The organism is Chryseobacterium takakiae, assembly GCF_900129385.1.
GTDB lineage: Bacteria > Bacteroidota > Bacteroidia > Flavobacteriales > Weeksellaceae > Chryseobacterium > Chryseobacterium takakiae.
On sequence record NZ_FQVO01000003.1, the window covers coordinates 102,048 to 119,861 of the forward strand.

The 17,814-nt window shown below is 37.4% G+C and carries 15 protein-coding genes; 9 read left to right on the plus strand and 6 right to left on the minus strand.

The annotated features are described in order from the left end of the window. The first annotated feature begins 59 nt into the window (after positions 1 to 59). The 6 genes from rsfS (at position 60) to BUA76_RS05460 (ending at position 6,236) form a co-directional block, all read left to right on the plus strand. Positions 60 to 428: a ribosome silencing factor gene (gene rsfS, locus BUA76_RS05435; RefSeq protein ID WP_029298073.1), complete on the plus strand. Its 369-nt coding sequence runs from the start codon at positions 60 to 62 to the stop codon at positions 426 to 428. Positions 429 to 443: 15 nt separating this feature from the next. Then, positions 444 to 2,456: an ATP-dependent zinc metalloprotease FtsH gene (ftsH, locus tag BUA76_RS05440; protein WP_072883798.1), complete on the plus strand. Its 2,013-nt coding sequence runs from the start codon at positions 444 to 446 to the stop codon at positions 2,454 to 2,456. Positions 2,457 to 2,589: 133 nt separating this feature from the next. Next, positions 2,590 to 3,168 (plus strand): LUD domain-containing protein, encoded by a 579-nt coding sequence (locus BUA76_RS05445; RefSeq protein WP_072883799.1) that lies wholly within the window; start codon positions 2,590 to 2,592, stop codon positions 3,166 to 3,168. 27 nt (positions 3,169 to 3,195) lie between these two features. After that, positions 3,196 to 4,068: a phosphatidate cytidylyltransferase gene (locus BUA76_RS05450; protein WP_072883800.1), complete on the plus strand. Its 873-nt coding sequence runs from the start codon at positions 3,196 to 3,198 to the stop codon at positions 4,066 to 4,068. Positions 4,069 to 4,072: 4 nt separating this feature from the next. Further along, positions 4,073 to 4,726, plus strand: coding sequence for a phosphatidylserine decarboxylase family protein (locus BUA76_RS05455; RefSeq protein ID WP_029298067.1), 654 nt, complete (start codon positions 4,073 to 4,075; stop codon positions 4,724 to 4,726). A gap of 181 nt (positions 4,727 to 4,907) precedes the next feature. Further along, on the plus strand, positions 4,908 to 6,236 hold the full coding sequence (locus BUA76_RS05460) for a peptide-N-glycosidase F-related protein (RefSeq protein WP_072883801.1): 1,329 nt from the start codon (positions 4,908 to 4,910) through the stop codon (positions 6,234 to 6,236). A 105-nt stretch (positions 6,237 to 6,341) separates the two neighbouring features. On the opposite strand, the gene BUA76_RS05465 is transcribed toward BUA76_RS05460, so the two are convergent. The 4 genes from BUA76_RS05465 to BUA76_RS05480 form a co-directional block, all read right to left on the minus strand. Next, the gene (locus tag BUA76_RS05465; protein WP_072883802.1) at positions 6,342 to 6,686 is read right to left on the minus strand and encodes a DUF1801 domain-containing protein; all 345 of its coding nucleotides are present in this window, start codon (positions 6,684 to 6,686) and stop codon (positions 6,342 to 6,344) included. A gap of 11 nt (positions 6,687 to 6,697) precedes the next feature. Then, positions 6,698 to 8,527 carry an ABC transporter ATP-binding protein gene (locus BUA76_RS05470; RefSeq protein ID WP_072883803.1) on the minus strand — a complete coding sequence of 610 codons (1,830 nt, stop codon included), beginning with the start codon at positions 8,525 to 8,527 and terminating at the stop codon, positions 6,698 to 6,700. A 153-nt stretch (positions 8,528 to 8,680) separates the two neighbouring features. Next, the gene (locus BUA76_RS05475; protein ID WP_072883804.1) at positions 8,681 to 9,601 is read right to left on the minus strand and encodes a M28 family peptidase; all 921 of its coding nucleotides are present in this window, start codon (positions 9,599 to 9,601) and stop codon (positions 8,681 to 8,683) included. A gap of 172 nt (positions 9,602 to 9,773) precedes the next feature. Further along, positions 9,774 to 10,163 carry a DUF4293 family protein gene (locus tag BUA76_RS05480; RefSeq protein WP_072883805.1) on the minus strand — a complete coding sequence of 130 codons (390 nt, stop codon included), beginning with the start codon at positions 10,161 to 10,163 and terminating at the stop codon, positions 9,774 to 9,776. 145 nt (positions 10,164 to 10,308) lie between these two features. Between BUA76_RS05480 and rho the strand changes: the two genes are divergently transcribed. Both rho and BUA76_RS05490 read left to right on the plus strand, forming a co-directional pair. Further along, positions 10,309 to 12,111: a transcription termination factor Rho gene (gene rho, locus BUA76_RS05485; RefSeq protein ID WP_072883806.1), complete on the plus strand. Its 1,803-nt coding sequence runs from the start codon at positions 10,309 to 10,311 to the stop codon at positions 12,109 to 12,111. Positions 12,112 to 12,368: 257 nt separating this feature from the next. Continuing rightward, positions 12,369 to 12,965: a superoxide dismutase gene (locus BUA76_RS05490; RefSeq protein WP_072883807.1), complete on the plus strand. Its 597-nt coding sequence runs from the start codon at positions 12,369 to 12,371 to the stop codon at positions 12,963 to 12,965. Positions 12,966 to 13,016: 51 nt separating this feature from the next. Here the strand turns inward: BUA76_RS05490 and BUA76_RS05495 are convergent, their stop codons facing one another. Together BUA76_RS05495 and BUA76_RS05500 are read right to left on the minus strand one after the other, a co-directional pair. Continuing rightward, positions 13,017 to 13,439 carry a DUF6146 family protein gene (locus BUA76_RS05495; RefSeq protein ID WP_072884012.1) on the minus strand — a complete coding sequence of 141 codons (423 nt, stop codon included), beginning with the start codon at positions 13,437 to 13,439 and terminating at the stop codon, positions 13,017 to 13,019. Between the two features lie 45 nt (positions 13,440 to 13,484). Beyond that, complete coding sequence (locus BUA76_RS05500) at positions 13,485 to 14,675, minus strand: endonuclease/exonuclease/phosphatase family protein (protein WP_072883808.1); 1,191 nt, start codon at positions 14,673 to 14,675, stop codon at positions 13,485 to 13,487. A 248-nt stretch (positions 14,676 to 14,923) separates the two neighbouring features. On the opposite strand from BUA76_RS05500, the gene BUA76_RS05505 reads away from it, so the two are divergent. After that, complete coding sequence (locus tag BUA76_RS05505; RefSeq protein WP_072883809.1) at positions 14,924 to 17,803, plus strand: carboxypeptidase-like regulatory domain-containing protein; 2,880 nt, start codon at positions 14,924 to 14,926, stop codon at positions 17,801 to 17,803. Positions 17,804 to 17,814 lie beyond the last annotated feature (11 nt).

The window sequence follows — 17,814 nt, forward strand, 5'->3', positions numbered from 1 at the left end:
CTAAAAGTAAGGCTAAAGTGAAAGAAAAACAATAAATTTGCAGATTATAGTATTTTTTAATGAATAAAACAGCAGAAAAACAAGAATTATTAGATAAAATCGTTGAGGCAATTCAGGATGTAAAAGGAGAAGATATCATGATCTTCGATCTTTCAAACATTGAAAACTCTGTCGCTGAGACCTTTGTCATATGCAGCGGAAACTCCAATACACAGGTAGCTGCACTGGCAGGAAGTGTTGAAAAGAAAGTGAGAAACGAGCTAAAAGAAAGACCTTGGCATGTAGAAGGGACTGAAAATGCAATGTGGGTGCTGGTAGACTATGTTTCAGTAGTTGTCCATATTTTCCAGAAACAGGTACGTGAGTATTACGATATAGAGGAGCTCTGGGGTGACGCGGTCATTACCAGAATCGAAAATGAATTTTAATTTTAAAAAGTATCAATGAACAATAAAGGATTTAACTGGTTTTTTCCTATCATGATTGTAGCACTCGTGATGTTTTTTGTGGTCAATTCCATGGGCGACAGTGGGGCAAAGACAATTGATGAAGACGGTTTCTTTAAAGAAATGCAGGCAGGAAAAATCCAGAGAGTTTTAATAGATAAACAAGCCCAAAAGGCTGATGTGTTTTTAACACAGGCTGCGAAGACAGCTACCGTAAAAAAAGATGATAAGGCAAACCCTTTTTCAAGCCTCTCAATGGCCCCGAAAGCAGACTACACGCTTAAATACGGAGACCTGAGATTATTTCTTGAAAAATTCGATGCTTTGAAACAGCAGAATCCACAGATAACCACATCTAAAGACTATGCAGAAGGGGAAAGCCCGTTGATGAGTATTCTTATCCAGGCATTAATATGGATCGCTATTTTGGGATTATTTTATTTCCTTCTTTTCAGAAGAATGGGAAGTGGAGGCGGCCCCGGAGGACAGATTTTCTCCATCGGTAAGTCTAAAGCTAAACTTTTTGATGAGAAAGAAAGAATTCAGGTGACATTCAAAGATGTTGCAGGATTGGAAGGAGCGAAAGAAGAAGTACAGGAAGTTGTAGATTTCCTTAAAAATTCAGAAAAATATACGAAACTGGGAGGTAAAATCCCTAAAGGGGTACTTTTGGTAGGGCCTCCGGGAACCGGTAAAACACTATTGGCGAAAGCGGTAGCAGGGGAAGCTAAAGTTCCTTTCTTTTCTCTTTCTGGTTCGGATTTCGTGGAAATGTTTGTAGGTGTGGGAGCTTCCAGGGTAAGAGATTTATTTGCCCAGGCTAAAGCAAAATCACCGGCCATTATTTTTATTGACGAGATTGATGCGATCGGACGAGCCAGAGGGAAAAATAACTTTTCAGGCGGAAATGACGAAAGAGAAAATACATTAAACCAGCTTCTTACGGAAATGGATGGTTTCGGAACAGATACCAATGTCATCGTGATGGCTGCCACCAACAGAGCGGATATTCTTGATAAGGCATTAATGAGAGCAGGACGTTTCGACCGTTCCATCTATGTTGATCTTCCTGAATTGCATGAAAGAAGACAGATCTTTGACGTGCATTTGAAGAAAATCAAGCTTGATGATACTGTAGACCGAGAGTTTTTAGCAAAACAAACCCCTGGTTTCAGCGGAGCAGATATTGCCAATGTATGTAATGAAGCAGCTTTAATTGCAGCAAGAAACAACCATACTTCAGTTACAAAACAGGATTTCCTGGATGCGGTAGACCGTATTATCGGCGGTCTCGAAAAGAAGAATAAGGCGATCAAACCTTCTGAAAAGAAAAGAGTAGCTTATCACGAAGCAGGGCACGCTACGATTTCATGGCTGGTAGAACACGCTTCACCGCTATTAAAGGTAACCATCGTTCCGAGAGGGCGTTCCTTAGGAGCAGCATGGTACTTACCGGAAGAAAGACAGCTTACAACCACTGAGCAGATGCTTGATGAAATGTGTGCTACCTTAGGAGGAAGAGCTGCAGAGCAGGTGATCTTCAATAATATCTCAACAGGAGCTCTTTCTGATTTGGAAAGTGTTACGAAAAGGGCACAGGCAATGGTTACGATCTACGGATTAAGCCCAAACATTGGTAATATTTCTTATTATGACAGTTCAGGTCAGTCCGAATACAATTTCGGAAAACCATATTCTGAGGAGACAGCAAAAAAAATCGATATAGAAATCAAAGGCATTATTGAAACTCAGTATGACCGTGCTGTTCAGATTCTGACTGAAAATAAAGATAAGCTTGATGCGCTTGCCAATAAACTTCTGGAAAAAGAAGTGATTTTCAGAGAAGATCTCGAAGAAGTATTCGGGAAAAGAGCATGGGATCCGGAATTAACGGAAAAACCGGTTACCAATACAATTCCTGCATCACAGCAGCCGAATGAAGAAATCATCATCAAAGATAAAGAGGAAGATAGTGAAATTCAGGCACCTGAAAGTCCTACACAAATCTAAAAATCTTTTGAAATAGATTAGAAAAACCTGACAGTCTCTGATTTGTCAGGTTTTTTCATATTTATCGGCACGTTTTTAGATTTCTACATGATAATTTTATATTTTTGTATAAGTGTCTAAAAAATAAATTAAATTGAATTTATTCAAAAGGATTGTAAGCAAACTTACCAACCAGCCTGAAGAAGAAAAGCCAAGTCTGGAAAAGCTCGGGGATTCGCTTAAAAATGCGGATCTTGACTATAAATTTGCCCAATTGTTTACGCATTCAGGAGGATTTTTCAATTACTGCGCGGATGAGGCAGAGGCATTAAAAACGCTCAATCAGATTATCAAAATAGAGGGAATCAGCAATGTTTTCTGCTGGGATAAAGATCTCCAGAATTTTTTAAATGTTGTAAAAACTCCTTACACTGAAGAACTTCAGAGTGACAATGACGCAAGTTTTATTACCTGCGAATATCTTATTGCTTATGATGGAAGAATTATGCTTTCTCATAATAATATCTTACATTACCACTCCTCAAGACTGCCCAACAAGATTATCGTAATGGCTAATGTTTCACAGATTGTGAACAACCTTAATGATGCAATGGGAAAAATCAAGAGAAACGGAAATATCAAAAACCTTACTTCCATCAGCGGAGCACAGTCGAAACTGGATACTTCTTCCAACAGCAACACCAAACTTTTTTTATTGTTGCTTGAAGATTAGGCATCAACCGTATAAATTTTTAACATTTTGGACAAAAACCTTATTCAAAGAACTCTCTCAGGAATTGTTTATGTAGCAATCATCATTCTTTGTACAACTCCACTTGGAGCGGAGCTCATCAATGGCATAAGTCCCGATCTTATTAAGCAGGAATATCTTTATTACGGACTAATCACATTTCTTTTGGGCGTAAGTTCATGGGAATGTTTTAAAATCATGAAATTCGGCAACGGATACGAGAGATGGGTGGTTCTCCCATTGATCATCTTTATTTTTTATATTTTTTCTAAAAGATATTTCAGCTTTGATTTTTATTTTGATTTCAGATTTAGTGAAATTCTGGCTCTGGCTCTAATAATCATCGCTGTGGTCACTTTATTCAAATATCCGAATGAATTGTATTATGACAGCGGAAAGCTTATTTTTACGGTTATTTATGTAGCGCTGCCGTTTAGTTTTGCATTAGGTCTTCCAAAATTTTCGAGATTTGATGATCGATTTACGCTGGAAGTTTTTTTCCTGTTCGTTTTAATATGGAGCAGTGATACCTTTGCCTATCTAACGGGAAAATTCTTTGGGAAACATAAAATGGCACCTAAAATTTCTCCTAAAAAAACCTGGGAAGGATATATCGGAGGGGTTGTACTTACGTTAATATTATCGTATTTTATTGAATACTACCATCCTGATCTTCGCGGAAACTGGATGATGGTAGGATTTCTGGTGGCCGCATTTGCTCCTGTAGGAGATTTGGTGGAAAGCCAGCTGAAAAGAAATTTCGGTGTTAAAGACAGCGGAAACATCATTCCGGGACACGGCGGAGTATTAGATCGGCTGGATAGTTTTTTAATCTGCGTTCCTGTCGTATATTTGTACTTTATATTAGAAAAATTTATTTAATCTCATGAAATTACACAGAGAATCAAAAGGAACAATCACCGTTGCCTCCTTATTGTTTATCATTTTGAGTGCGTTGGCCATTTATTTTCTTGAAATGTGGTCGCTGGTGATCATTCTGCCTTTACTGGTCGTTTACAGTCTTGTATTTTGGTTCTTCAGGGTGCCAAACCGTGATATTCTTGATCATAGGGAAAATGTAATTGCTCCGGTTGACGGAAAAGTAGTAATGATAAAAGAAGTGGAAGAAGATGAATTTATAAAAGGAAAAGCAATCCAGGTTTCTATATTCATGTCTCCGCTTAACGTTCATATCTGCAGATATCCGGTTTCAGGAAAAGTAATTTACAAAAAATACCACCCCGGAAAATATCTTGTAGCCTGGCATGAGAAATCTTCTACGGAAAACGAAAGAACTACTGTTGCGGTGGAAAGTCTTACCAATCATCAGGTGGTTTTCCGTCAGATTGCAGGATATGTAGCCAGAAGAATTGTTTTCTACTGTAATGAAGGGGATGATGCTAAAGCAGGGCACGAGTTCGGCTTTATTAAATTTGGGTCACGGATGGATGTTTTTCTTCCTCTGGATACTGAGATTATCTGTAAGATCGGCGATATTACAAAAGGAGGACTGGATGTGATCGCAAGAATGAAAGAATAATTAAGTATTATAAATACGATAAGGCCGTTTCTATGAAGCGGCCTTCTTTATTTTATTACTAAATTCATTAGTAAATTTGCATCAATATAGTATTATAATAATTATTTTGATACTTATTTAATATTTTGTGGTATATAGTGGTGGCTAAAGTTGTATTTTTGATGAAATAATTTTAATATTCATGAAAAAATATTTACTTTCTTTATTAATCTTTGCAGGACTTTGCAAAACTGCGGCTCAAACTTCAGTGGATGTATTTTCACAAATTGTATTTTATGACGGCTATGCTTCTAATGTGTTTGTGCCTGTATCGGCAAATATTATTAAGCTTGCTAATTTCAGATATGCAAAAAAATTGTCAGATGCAGAACTGAATTCATTTCAGAATAAGATTCAAATGAACGTGACTATCGGAGCACTTTGTGATAATTATGACAGAATCGGAGGCGTTCACCTGGCACTGGTTCCGAAAGGCCAGAATTCTTATACTTTAAACGATACTTCTGTGAAGAGACTGGAAATAGCAAGATATATTACTCCTTTTATGAACAAAAATCTCTCTCCAACAGAAGTTCCTTATTCTTATCAGGTGGATAATCTTTATTCTATATTCAGCAATGTGGCAATCCGGAATGCATATGATATTTGGGTGGAACTGGATGTTTTCGGGGTTCCTTATGCAGCCAATACCCAAGTTGCAGGTTGTGCAGGAAGAAATGATGTATTTTCAGGAACTCTTAGCTTTGTTACCTATAATGATCCTTCCGTTACGGCAACATTCAATAGCTTGCTCCCACTTTTGGATTCTAATGAACTCAATAATTACAATAGCACAGATGAGCCAGGTGAAACCGTAAGGCTTATTAATTTCAATCTTACACAAAACGTAAGCAATGCCAAGTTCTTTATTGTTTCAACACCTCACGGAGCCAATACCAACGGAGAAGAATATGTGAGAAGACAAAACTTTATATCCCTCGACAATAGCCAGGTTTTGACCTTCACTCCCGGCGGGACTTCCTGTGAGCCTTACCGAATGTATAATACTCAGGGAAATGGGATCTATGGAAGCAGTCCGAAGCCGGATTCATGGTGGACTTCCTGGAACAACTGGTGTCCGGGTGATGCGGTTCCTATCAGAAGCTTTACCGCTGCTTCTTTATCAGCAGGAAATCATACAATAAAATACGAAGTGCCCACAGCTGTTTTTTATGGGCAGGATGGAAGAATTGTCCTCTCAATGTATATGCAGGGCAATAGCCAGCAATTATCTGTAAAGGATGTCTCTACGGTGGATGTCTCTGTTTTTCCCAATCCGACAGCGGATCTTGTGAATATCCGTTCAGATAATAATGTAAGAAGTATCACTGTTTATTCTACGGAAGGAAGAAAATTAAATGAGGTAAAAGATTCAAAAGCAGATCTTTCAGCTTATCCTGCGGGAGTTTATATACTGGATATTATTCTTGAAGGCGGGATTCAGTTTAAGCATAAAGTGATAAAAAAATAAAGTTCAGCTTTTATATTGTGAGAACATATTATTATAAGCGTTAAAAAACCAAAAAGTTCCGATGTTATTTAAATATTGGGACTTTTTTTGTCTAAATGAGAAGCTTCAATAAACCTTTTTAACATCATCAATAAGATCTAAAATTAATTCTAATGGTAAATCTTCATCCATATCAATCAGCAGTATTTTAAACTTCTTTCTGCCTTCCTGGAGAAGTTTCGGATGATTAATTCTGTCACCGTGGTAAAAGCTGATATAATATTTCTTGTGTTTTTTGCTGAAATTAAAATAACACAGCATTTTTTTCCTGTATTTGAAAAAAGGCAATCCGAAGCTGAAGGTTTCCGTGATGTTTTCCGTGTCGGATTTCAGGATTTTTTCGCGTAAAAAAAGAAGAGTACTTCTTGCAGGCTCTTCCAGTCTGTAGAAATACTCTTGTATGGGATTCATTTATATTAAATTTAATCGAAATTTTGAAGTTCCACCAGCTTATTGTACATGCCTTTTTTGGCGATAAGATCATGGTGGGTTCCCTGTTCTATAATTTTTCCTTTTTCCATCACTACAATCCAGTCGGCTTTCTGGATCGTTGAAAGACGGTGCGCAATAACGAGAGAAGTTCTGTTTTGCATCATTTTTTCAAGGGCATCCTGCACAAATCTTTCAGATTCGGTATCCAATGCGGAAGTTGCCTCATCAAGAATCATGATCGGCGGATTTTTCAGAACCGCACGTGCAATAGAAATCCTCTGTTTCTGTCCTCCTGATAGCTTTCCTCCGGCTTCACCAATGCTCGTATCGTATTGCTTTGGAAGATCCATAATAAAATCGTGGGCATTGGCAATTTTTGCCGCAGCCTGAATTTCCTCTAACGTAGCATCAGGTTTCCCTAAAGAAATATTGTTCCGGATAGAATCATTAAATAATATATTATCCTGTGTTACAAGCCCGAATAATTTTCTGTAACTGGATAATTTGATATTGGTAATATTTTCTCCGTCAATAAGAACTTCGCCTTTGTTAACATCATAGAAACGGGTTATAAGATTCGCCAATGTGCTTTTCCCACTGCCGCTCTGTCCTACCAGAGCAACGGTTTTACCTTTCGGAATAGATAACGAAAAATCTTTTAATACTTCACGGTCCTCATATCCGAATGTAATATTTCTGAACTCTACATTTCTTTCAAAATCCTTAATTTCTTTAGCATCTTTCAGCTCTTTAATATGATAGTCGGCATCAAGAATTTCAAAAATTCTTTTGGCAGAAACTTCTCCTTTCTGAATATTGGAGATGGCTGAAGATAAAGCCTTCAAAGGCTGCAGAATGGTGTAAAATAAAGCAATATAGGTAATAAATTCACTTCCGGAGAGACCTTTTCCCTGAATGGCAAGCCTTCCTCCGAAATAAACGATCATACCAATAGTAATAGCACCCAGAAGTTCACTCACCGGCGACGCAAGTGCTTTCTTTTTAAAAAGTTTTAAGGAAAGCCTTCTGATATTATTGAGAACGTCATCAAACCTTTTCTTAATCTGAGGTGAAGCGTCAAAAATTTTAATAATTTTTAGCCCTACCAGTGTTTCATCGACAAAAGAATACATTTTTCCCAATTCGTTTTGAGCTTCCCCGGTATCTTTTTTCAGGCTTTTCCCGATCATTGAAATTAACGTCCCCATAATCGGGAAAACGATCAGTGTAAAAATAGTAAGCTCAAAATTAGAATACAAAAGGTATCCCATGGTAATGATGATAACGATAGGAGAACGGATAAGGTCGATTAAGCTGTTCAGAATATTGCCTTCCACCTCGCTTACATCAGAAGTTATTCTGGCAAAGACATCACCTTTTCTGGAATTTGTAAAAAACGATACGGGTAAATCTAAAATTTTATCATGCAGCTTTATTCTGAAGTCCCTGGAAACCCCGGTCCTTGAAAAGGTAAGGTAAAATTCTGATAAATAACTGAAAATATTTCTCAGGAAAAACATGGATATGAACAGAATACAAGTGATAAGAAGAATATATTCCGGTCCTTTCTCAATCTGCATCTGCTGAATCTGGTAATTGAAGCTTTCCTTTAAAAATGTTCCTGCTTTTGAAATGCCTTCATAAGTTGGTTGCCGGTCAATCTTCTCTGTTTCTTTATCAAAAAGAATATTCAGAACGGGCATGAAGAACAGCATGGCAATAATATTGAACAGTGCATATAAAACGTTAAAGAGAATGCCGGCCGCAATTGATTTTTTATAGGGGAGTATGTTATCTATCGCTCGTTTATAGTAACTCATTAAATATTTAGATTAATTTACAAAAATAAGGAAATTAAATAACAAGACGTTTTTAAAGACCTTTTACTTTCCTTAATATGTTTTCAAAGCTCCGGTTTTGTTACAAATATTTTCGGAAATTAAAAAACCACCTTTTCCGGTGGCTCTATATGATTAAAACTTTACAGAATTGTTGTATTTCGGAGTGAAATTTTCCGGAGATAATTTCTCAAGTGTTTTCCCGAAATTATTGATGATTTCTGTAAGGTTATCAAAATCCACAACGGTGATATCATCGCTTTCATTATGGTAATGGTGTGCTTTTGTCATATCAACTGTTGAAAAAGAGTGGGCGATAATTTTCTTTTTTACGAAGCTTACGTTATCAGAACGGTAAAACAGCTGCTGTGCCGCATAAGGATCCGGATTGATTTTAAGCCCGTTTGCCGCATTTTCGTTGAAAAGTTCATCAAGATCGGAAAATTCATCACCGGTCATGAAAAGTGCATTTTTTCCAAAGGCCGATTCTGTAGCTACCATTTCAAAATTGAAAAGAGCGGTAAGGTTATTGTAAATTTTATCCAGATTTTTATCAGTAGAAATAGCTTTCGATCCAAGCATTCCTTTCTCTTCGCCGTTGAAGGCTATAAATACCATTGAAAATTTTGGATCTTTATTCTTAAAATAATCTGCAATGCCTACAAGTGTTGTGATTCCGCTGGCATCATCATCCGCTCCGTTATAAATATTATCTTTGGAGTTATTGCTGGTTCCGATATGATCAAAGTGGCCTGAAAAGCCTAAAAATTTATCTGTTTTGCCTTTTTTGATTCCGCAAACATTATACGCTGTTTTACCTTTGTAAGTGAAAGGTACGAGGTAGGAGTTTCCTGTACAGTATTCAAGATTATTTTCCTTAAAAAGTGTTGCAATATAGTGGGCAGCATTTTCATTTTCCGGAGTTCCGATTTCGCGTCCCTTCATTTCGTCTGAGGCCAGCGTTGAAAGGATGGTCTGAATTCTTTCTTTCGAAACTTCCTGGGCAAAGGAAAATACCGAGAACAGTGAAAAGGTAAGGTAGGTAAGTTTTTTCATGTAATACAATTTATAGATAATCTGTCGCAATTTAAATAAAAATGTTGCATGTAATGATTGAAATTATCTGTTTAAAACTTGAAACGGTAATCTGGTGTAAAAAAAATTATTTAAAATAAAAAAAACAGCTCCTGTAAAAGAAGCTGTTCTCACTCAAAAAATCGTTGTACGGTTATCGAAGTCTGTCTACAGATTTTACGAGCCTCTCATCTTTTTTGATGTATATGTTTGCAATAAACAGACATATCATCGCAATGAATGGAAATATGGGCTCAATACCCTTCTCAGGAAACTGAATTCCTCCGGATAAGTTGAGCAGCCAGTAAATCAATACACCAACCAACAAAGCGTTTATAATGATGCTGATGTTATTCAGCAAAATTTGTCTTTTTCTTTTTTTGTAACTGAATACACTTAATAATCCGATCAAAACAAGGATTATGCAGGCTCCGTCAAGCACAGGCGCACTCTCTGAAATGATTACATCCTGACCTGTAATGAACAGAAATACAGCAGCTAAAACTGCCAGAAATGTCCATATTGTCTGTATCCTTTGTATCATTATAATTAAATTGCTTGCAAAAATAGCATAAATTTTGCACAATTCAAAAATAAGTGTAGATTTGCATTATACAAATGTACTTGAAAACCAAAGTCACCGGACTTACTTTTCTTACTCACAATTAATTACATTTTTTACATTAAATATGTTTAACATTGAAACGTTAAGGTCAAAATCCGTAACGGAGCTGACTAAAATCTTAAAGGATTTGGGCGTTAAAGTTGCAAGAAACAGCACTGAAAATGACAAAATCTTTGCAATTCTTGACTTTCAGGCATCGAATCCCAAAGTGGCAAAAGAATATTTCAACGCCACAGAAAGCAGTATAGCTGCTGAAGAGAAAGCCACTGAAAAACCTGCGAAAGCACCTGCAAGAAAAGCAGCCCCGAAAAAAACGGCAGCCAAGCCCAAAACAGAGGCTAAAGCGGAACAAAACCAAAAAGCTGAAGAAAAAACGGAAGCAGAAGAGAAACCTTTACAGGAGCCTGCCCAGGAAGAGGTAAAAGCAGAATCGGCAGAAATAACAGAAGATACTTCAGCACCGGCTGCAAAGAAAAAAAGGAAAAGAGTTTCCACAGCAAATGCACCTGTAACAGAAACACCGCAGGAAAAACCGGAAGCCCATAAAAACACAGAATCTCCAGAACCTGCTCCGGCAGAAGAAAGGCCAAACAATCCTCAGACTCAGGCCAGATCCCAAAAAGGACAACACAACAATCCGCACAACAACGGAAATCAGAATAAAAACCAGAACCATAATCAGAATAAGCAGCAACAACAGCAGCATTCTGAAAGAAATGATGAACACCCGGAACAAAAAAAGGAGTTCAGTTTCGACGGAATGGTAAGTATTGAAGGGGTACTGGAAATTTTACCGGATAACTACGGCTTCCTTCGTTCATCAGATTTCAGCTATATTTCTTCACCGGATGATGTGTATGTTTCTACAGCGCAGATCAGGAATTTCGGATTAAAAACAGGAGATACCGTAAAAGGGATTGTAAGATTACCAAAAGAAGGTGAAAAGTATTTCTCTTTATTAAAGCCAACAGAAGTTAACGGACGTGATTTAGCGTTCATTAAGGATCGTGTTGCTTTTGAATATTTAACACCGCTTTTCCCGGAAGAAAAATTTAATCTGGCAGGAAAAGGGTCTACAATTTCTACAAGAGTAGTAGATTTGTTTGCGCCTATCGGAAAAGGACAAAGAGCAATGATTGTTGCCCAGCCGAAAACCGGTAAAACCATGCTTTTGAAAGATATTGCCAACTCTATTGCAGCCAATCATCCTGAAGTTTATATGATGGTGCTTCTTATCGACGAAAGGCCTGAAGAGGTAACCGATATGGAAAGAAGCGTCAATGCGGAAGTAATTGCATCAACCTTTGATGAAGCGGCAGAGAAACATGTAAAAGTAGCCAATCTCGTGTTGGCAAAAGCTCAGAGAATGGTAGAATGTGGTCATGATGTTGTTATTCTGTTAGATTCCATCACAAGATTAGCAAGAGCATATAATACCGTAACACCGGCTTCAGGAAAAGTGCTTTCCGGAGGGGTGGATGCCAATGCGCTGCACAGGCCGAAAAGATTCTTCGGGGCGGCAAGAAAAATTGAAGGCGGAGGCTCTTTAACGATTATTGCAACGGCACTTATTGATACAGGTTCTAAAATGGATGAGGTAATCTTTGAGGAATTCAAAGGGACAGGAAATATGGAGCTTCAGCTGGACAGAAAAATTGCCAACAGAAGAATTTATCCTGCGATCGATCTTGTGGCTTCAAGCACCCGTAGAGACGATTTGCTTCTTGATGAGGTTACGTCACAGAGAATGTGGATTTTAAGAAAATATCTTTCTGAAATGAATCCTATTGAAGCAATGGAATTTGTGGATAAAAACATCAAAGGAACTCTTAACAATGAGGAATTCCTGATGTCAATGAATAAATAATAATTAATTTATTTGTTAATTAGAAAGCACGGATCAATTGGTTCGTGCTTTTTTTATTTTAATCCATATCATTAACTTCTCACCTCTCACCTCTCACTTCTCACTTCTCACTTCTTACATCTTACTTCTCACTTTTACTAATACAATTCATTCCAACTCAATATATCAATGTTAAAGATTTATTAAAGTAATGCCTGTTTTTTGAATGTAGGCTTATTTATGGTTAAATTTGGGTTAATAACATTAAAAATAAAAATATGTCATTTGAATTACCAAAACTAGGATATGCTTACGACGCATTGGAGCCCACAATTGATGCAAAAACAATGGAAATTCACCATACAAAACATCATCAGGCATATATCGATAATTTGAACAATGCCATCAAAGGAACTGATCTTGAAGGGAAATCAATCGAAGAAATCTGCCAGGCAGGAACTGATAAGCCGGCGGTTAGAAATAACGGAGGAGGACATTTCAACCATACTTTATTCTGGGAAATTTTAACCCCGGGAGGAAGCAAAGAACCTGTGGGAAATGTAAAAGCTGCTATTGAAACTTACGGAGGTTTTGATAAATTCAAAACTGATTTTTCCGATGCTGCTAAAACAAGATTCGGTTCAGGATGGGCATGGTTGGTAAAAAATACTGACGGTTCTGTTTCTGTAACCTCTACACCAAACCAGGACAATCCTTTAATGCCAGTTGCAGATGTGAAAGGAACTCCGGTGTTAGGTCTTGATGTTTGGGAACATGCTTATTACCTAAACTATCAGAACAGAAGACCAGACTATGTAGCTGCATTTTTCGATGTGGTAAACTGGGATAAAGTGGAGGAATTATTCAACAAATAATTAAAACTATTCATAAAAACAAGAAAGGTTCAGAATTGCTCTGAACCTTTTTTAATATCTCGTAGTATCGCTTCCTGAAAGCCCATTCATCCTCAATCCGTACCTCCAATTAACATAGGCGAAAACCTGGTATAATTTATATTCAAACTTTATCCCGTAATTTTCCTTAGGATCATAATCGATGGAAGATTCTATAATATTTCGATATCTTCCTGAAAAAAAGTAGGAATTCCATTCACTTACCAACAGCGTATTTTTTGTTTTAAGATAAGATTCCGAATATTGGGTGATAGGTTTTGCAACCGCGCTCATGAAATAATCAAACTGCGTGTCAATTACCGTAAGATCCCACTCGCCATCGTCGTTTTTAGATGGTTTCATTTCGGATTTTTCCTTGTTGTTTTTAGGATTATCCTGAACCATGCAGCTGAATGGCAGGAGAATAGTGATTATGATAAGGATTAAATTTTTCATATACATAAAGGTACACAAAAAAAGCACTCAAAATGAGTGCTTATTCTATGGTTCTTTCTGAAGAACTACAAACGCCGGAAAATGGTCGCTGTATCCTCCTGTAAACTGATCGCCATTCCAGGACCTGAAGGGATATCCTTTATAATTCCCTTCCTTATTCACAAGATAAGGTGGCGCGAAGATTTCTGCTTTGTACACTGAATATTCTTTTGTTACCTGATCTGAGATTAAATTTTTAGAAACAATAATCTGGTCAAATAAATTCGGGGCATCCTGATAAGCCAGTGATGCAACTCCTTTTTTGTACAAAGGATACATCAAATTGAGATATGGTGTTGTTTCATTTAAATCTTTCGGACTTGGCTGGGCTTTCAGGTAATTTTTTAAGCTTGAACTTACCGGATCATCATTAAAGTCGCCCATCGCAAAAAGTTTTGTAGAAGGATCTGCTGCCCTTACGCTGTCCATTTGTTGTTTCAATAAAGCGGCTGCGGCATTTCTTTTAGGAAGGGAAGCTGCTTCACCACCTCTTCTTGAAGGCCAGTGGTTCATGAAAAATGCTACTTTTTCGTTATCGAGAAAACCGGTAACAACCAGGATGTCTCTTGTGTATTCTCTTTTTCCATTATCACCGAAAACTTTCAGCTCTTTTTTTAACGAATTGGTAGGCGTAAATCTTCTTTTCTGATAGATAAGTGCCACATCAATTCCTCTGTAATCATAGGAATTATAATGGATGATACCGTAATCGTATTTCTTTAAGGCCGGTTCTTTGATAAGATCTTCAATTACCTGTCTGTTTTCAACCTCGATAAGTCCGACAACTGCAGGAGCGGTTTTAGTATATTGTGCGCCCATTTCGGAGATTACCTTTGCTTCATTGGCAAGCTTGGCCTTATAAATTTTAGTATTGTAATTTTTGGGGCTCTGAGGCGTAAATTCTTCCGAACCGCTTTGGTATCTTACTGCTTTTTTACCCGCTAATGCACCATCACTCCATACGCCGTCATATTTTTCGGCTTCTAAAAATTTGATAGAATCCAAGGGAATACTTCTGTGGAATGCAGGGTTTTTAATGTCCTTTGTTCCGTCGATATAATCTGCCGAACGTATAGTGTCCCAGAGGTTTTCTACATTCAGAAATCCCACTGTTGCTACCTTTCTCAGTTTTCCCTGTTGTTGAGAGAATGCCATCACTGATAGAAAGATGGCCAGGAAACTTGAAAATCTCTTCATTATCTTAGAGTTATTATTAATATTATTTAATCTGCAAATTTACTTTTTTTTAATTGATGATATTTTAAATATTTGTAAATTTCAGATGTTACGGTTATGTTTTTACTTATAATCATTCTTAAAAGTTTGCAATGTTAAGAAAAAATAACCTGAAAAACATTGTAGATTATAAATTTTGACTAAATTTGCCTCCCCAACTTTTAAACTGTTGAGAATTAATAAGAAAAGTATTTAAAATAAATATACTCATGATTAAAAAACTATCATTAGTCTCTTTATTTACTCTGCTTCCAGCTTCATATTATTTTGCGCAAACAACTGTCTCTGCGTATCTGAAAGATGCTGATGGAAAGCCTGTTGAAAGGGCAGAAGTAGATCTAAAAGGGAAGGACAATGATGTAACGGCAGACAAAATAGGATATTTCCAGTTTGTAGATCTTATGCCGGGACATTACCAAATTGTGATTACCAAACCGAATTATGAAACAAAAGTAATGGAGTTTGATGTAATGGACAGTGAGAGGAAAAAGGATTTGGGAGTAATTACTCTTTATTCTACACTTACAAACGCGGATCAGGGTTTAGCAATTATTGACAGTGATGATGAAAGTGATGAAAGCAGCAACCAGGTTTCCACGGTAGGCCTGCTGCAGTCTTCGCAGGATGTGTTCAACAGAATTGCAGCGTTTGATTTAGGTTTTTACTGGTTCCGTCCGAGAGGCATTGATGGCAGAACGGGAGAAACGATGATGAATGGGGTGTCCATGGTAAAATCAGATAATGGTAATGTAGATTTCAGCAACTGGGGAGGCCTCAATGAAATTACAAGATATCCTGAAATCGCAACCAACCATTCTCCGTCAGAATATGCATTCGGTGGAAACAGCGGGGTTATTTATAAAAATACGAAAGCCAGTGAGTACAGAAAAGGTTTTCAGTTTACGCAATCGTTAACCAACAGAAACTATAGAAACAGAACATCCCTTCGATACAGCTCAGGAATGGGCAAAAGCGGTTGGGCGTTCACTTTGATGGGAGCGAGAAGATGGGCTGAAGAAGGCATCCAGGAAGGAACATTCTATGATGCCTACGGAACGTATCTGGGCGTTGAGAAAAAATTCAGTGATAAACATACGATGACTTTCAATTTCATCGGTTCTCCATACAGAAGATCTACTGCAAGTCCGAGTACTCAGGAAGTTTATGATTATAGGGGTGTGCATTACAATTCTTACTGGGGATGGCAGGATGGAGAAAAGAGAAGCGAAAGGGTAAGAAAAGGTTTCCAGCCAATCTTCCAGTTACAGGATTTCTGGAAGATCAATAAAAACTCAAGTCTTTGGACTACGGTTTCTTATCAGCTTGGTAAAGACAGAGGTTCCCGCTTAGACTGGAATGGTGTAACCAATCCGTCTCCAACATACTATAGAAATCTACCGAGCTACTATCTCAACAGTATTATTTATAATGCAACCAATAATCCGCAGTTTACACCAAGTCAGTTTACTTCTTTAATTGACGGGTACAATACAAGCATGAACAGCTGGGTAAACGGAGATCCGGAAGTTACGCAGATTAATTGGGACAGAATTTATAGAAATAATATGAAGACTGATGTTGTAGATCAGGCTGAAATGTCCAGACTTTACGGATTAAACGGAAAACGATCAAAAGTTTATCTGGTTGATGATGTAAGCGATGATAAAATATTTAATGCCGGAACGCACTATACCTACAACTTCAATGACCGTACGAAATTTATTTTAAACGTTTCTTATCAAAACTACAGATCTGAACTTTACCGTGAAGTGAAGGACCTTTTAGGAGGAGATTATGCGATTAACGTAGATCCTTTTAAAGAAACGGCAAAACCGGGATCTACAGGATTCTACAATACGCTGGATTCTAATGTTGAGGTGAAGGTTGGAGACCGTATGATGTACAACTATATTCTCAGAAGACAGGAGGCAAAAGTGAATCCTGGGCTTAAATTTTCGACTGGAAATTTTGATGTTTTTGTTTCTGCGTTGGCAGGTTATTCTTCTTCAAGCAGAGAAGGGTTGTTTAAGCACTATCTATATGAAAATTCTTACGGGAAAAGCAAGGATTATAATTTCTGGAATTTTGGTCTGAAAGGACAGGTTATTTACCGAATCAATGGTAGAAACTTCCTGGTATATAACGGAGCAATGTTCAATCAGGCGCCGTTCCTTGAAGATTTGTTTATTAATCCGAGAATTAATGCTCTTGTAAATCCTACCATCAGAAGTACGGTATACACAGCAAATGATTTAAGTTATGTTATAAGTACACCTTTTCTGAAAGTAAGAGCTACAGCTTATTTGGTTGGTACTCAAAATGAAACAAATGTACAGCGATTCTTTGCCGATGGTATTCAGTTAAATAACACAAATCCGGATGGGACCGTTTCTCAGGTTCAGAGTGCTTTTGTAACACAGGTAATGTCTAATGTTGAGAAAAGAAACATGGGCGCCGAATTGGGGGTTGATGTTAAAGTATTACCAACCTTATCCTTACAAGGATTAGCAAGCTACGGACAGTTCGTGTACAGAAACAATCCGGATGTTTATTTGGTATCTGATGCCTCGGGAAGCAGTGTTACTTCATTCGGAAAAGCTTATATTAAAAACTATAAGCAGGGAGGTACGCCTCAGCAGGCTTTCTCTTTAGGCTTCCGTTACAACAGCCCGAAATACTGGTGGATAGGTGCCAACTGGAATTATCTGGATGATAATTATCTGGATCCGGCCCCGGCATTAAGAACCAATAATTTTATTCAGAATGCATATTCAAGCACGCCGTATTTAGGTCTTACAAATGATGACGTACGAGATTTGCTTAAGCCGGTAAAACTTCCTTCTGCATTTTTCTTAAATGCCAATGTCGGAAAATCTTTTGTATTCGGAAAATATTATCTTTTAATCACGGCATCTGTTAATAATATTTTAGATAATAAAAAATACATTACAGGTGGCTTTGAGCAGACAAGGGAGACTAAAGCTGTTGATTTTGCTACAGATTATCTTAGTCCAACCCCTTCTTTCGGACCAAAATACTGGTACAATCAGGGACGTTCTTATTTTGTTAATTTACAATTCAGATTCTAATAAAAATAAAA

What these genes read in the sequence shown, in the direction of transcription:
- BUA76_RS05465 (WP_072883802.1), bottom strand. Translation starts at nt 6,686, where the DNA reads ATGAATCCCATACAAGAGTATTTCTACAGACTGGAAGAGCCTGCAAGA.
- BUA76_RS05490 (WP_072883807.1), top strand. Translation starts at nt 12,369, where the DNA reads ATGTCATTTGAATTACCAAAACTAGGATATGCTTACGACGCATTGGAG.
- BUA76_RS05500 (WP_072883808.1), bottom strand. Translation starts at nt 14,675, where the DNA reads ATGAAGAGATTTTCAAGTTTCCTGGCCATCTTTCTATCAGTGATGGCA.
- BUA76_RS05505 (WP_072883809.1), top strand. Translation starts at nt 14,924, where the DNA reads ATGATTAAAAAACTATCATTAGTCTCTTTATTTACTCTGCTTCCAGCT.
- BUA76_RS05460 (WP_072883801.1), top strand. Translation starts at nt 4,908, where the DNA reads ATGAAAAAATATTTACTTTCTTTATTAATCTTTGCAGGACTTTGCAAA.
- rsfS (WP_029298073.1), top strand. Translation starts at nt 60, where the DNA reads ATGAATAAAACAGCAGAAAAACAAGAATTATTAGATAAAATCGTTGAG.
- BUA76_RS05470 (WP_072883803.1), bottom strand. Translation starts at nt 8,527, where the DNA reads ATGAGTTACTATAAACGAGCGATAGATAACATACTCCCCTATAAAAAA.
- ftsH (WP_072883798.1), top strand. Translation starts at nt 444, where the DNA reads ATGAACAATAAAGGATTTAACTGGTTTTTTCCTATCATGATTGTAGCA.
- rho (WP_072883806.1), top strand. Translation starts at nt 10,309, where the DNA reads ATGTTTAACATTGAAACGTTAAGGTCAAAATCCGTAACGGAGCTGACT.
- BUA76_RS05475 (WP_072883804.1), bottom strand. Translation starts at nt 9,601, where the DNA reads ATGAAAAAACTTACCTACCTTACCTTTTCACTGTTCTCGGTATTTTCC.
- BUA76_RS05495 (WP_072884012.1), bottom strand. Translation starts at nt 13,439, where the DNA reads ATGAAAAATTTAATCCTTATCATAATCACTATTCTCCTGCCATTCAGC.
- BUA76_RS05455 (WP_029298067.1), top strand. Translation starts at nt 4,073, where the DNA reads ATGAAATTACACAGAGAATCAAAAGGAACAATCACCGTTGCCTCCTTA.
- BUA76_RS05480 (WP_072883805.1), bottom strand. Translation starts at nt 10,163, where the DNA reads ATGATACAAAGGATACAGACAATATGGACATTTCTGGCAGTTTTAGCT.